Origin of the sequence: Pseudomonas sp. BAY1663 (genome assembly GCF_000582595.1) — a bacterium.
Lineage (GTDB): Bacteria > Pseudomonadota > Gammaproteobacteria > Pseudomonadales > Pseudomonadaceae > Stutzerimonas > Stutzerimonas stutzeri_AF.
In genome coordinates, this window is record NZ_AZSV01000206.1 from 1 (window position 1) to 1,040 (window position 1,040).

2 protein-coding genes and 1 pseudogene are annotated in these 1,040 nt (G+C 72.2%); all 3 read right to left on the reverse strand.

Going from position 1 to position 1,040, the window contains the following annotated elements; genetic code table 11:
- Nucleotides 1-87 (reverse strand): annotated as a pseudogene (locus BAY1663_RS24350) (phosphonate metabolism protein PhnP); the annotation flags it as partial.
- Complete coding sequence (phnN, locus tag BAY1663_RS22800) at nt 78-632, reverse strand: phosphonate metabolism protein/1,5-bisphosphokinase (PRPP-forming) PhnN (protein WP_037045439.1); 555 nt, start codon at nt 630-632, stop codon at nt 78-80. The gene phnN and the pseudogene BAY1663_RS24350, both read right to left, overlap by 10 nt.
- Before the next feature lie 289 nt (nt 633-921).
- On the reverse strand, nt 922-1,040 hold a 119-nt coding region (locus tag BAY1663_RS24355; RefSeq protein ID WP_128576467.1), incomplete at its 5' end, for a PhnM protein.

Genomic DNA, 1,040 nt, shown 5'->3' on the forward strand with positions numbered 1-1,040 from the left:
GGCGTGCGCGGCGCGGCAGGCCGGGCAGGCGCAGTTGTACACCGGCACCTGGGCGGCATCGCCGCTGCCGAGCAGGGTCAGGCGCATGGCGCGTGCTCGTCGACCAGCGCCAGCAGCCGTTCGACGCTTTCGCCCAGCGTGGCCGAGTTGTCCAGGCGGAGATAGTCGTCCAGCTCGCCGGCGAACAGCGCGTTGCGCGCCAGCCGCGCCTCGATTTCCGCGTGGGTTTCCCGGCCGCGGGCCCGCAGGCGCTGGCGCAGCACGTCATGCTCGACGCTGAGCAGCACGGCGAGCAGCTCCGGGTAGCGCGCCCGCGCCTGCTGCAGGTGGCCGCGCGAGCCATTGACCAGCACGTGCTCGCCGGCCGCCAGCCAGGCGTCGATCTGCGCCGGGATGCCGTAGGCCAGGCCGTTGGCGCGCCAGCTGAGAGCAAAGGCCTGCTCGGCCTCCATGCGTTCGAACTGCTCGGTGCTCACCGACTGCGCGGCTTCGCCGACCGCTTCGGCCGAACGGGTGATGACCCGCCGGGCGATGCGCACGCCGCGCTCGGCGAGCAGCGTACGGGCGGCGTCGAGCAGGCTGTCCTTGCCCGCGCCGGAGGGCCCGATCAGGTAGATCAAGCGGCCTTGCATGGGGGGTACTCCCGATTGTCGCAAGCCTGCGGTGGGCAGGCAGTATAGAGCCGGCCGGGATCGGTCTGGGTGGATGATTCGACCCACGGTGGCGCATCCGGTTTTGCTGGCAGGCCTGTGGCCTGCATCGCCGCGAGGGCGCGCCTCCCACCGGTCCGGTGTGTACCGGCTGCTTTTGCTGGCAGGCCTGCTATCGCCGCGGGATCGCGCCTTCCACAAGGGTTCGGAGCGCACCCGTTGCATGCGTGGGAGGCCCGATCCCGGGGCGGTGCTTTTACGGTTCGCGGCATCAGAACACCCGCCGCCCTTGCCGCCAGACCTGCTGGATCACCGGCTGGCCGTGGCGCGAGCGGGCCTGGACCAGGTCGGCGCGCCGGCCGACGCGGATCTCGCCGCGGTCGTCGAGCC

Excerpts from the sequence above, each read along its gene's own strand:
- phnN (WP_037045439.1), bottom strand. The coding sequence starts at position 632 with ATGCAAGGCCGCTTGATCTACCTGATCGGGCCCTCCGGCGCGGGCAAG.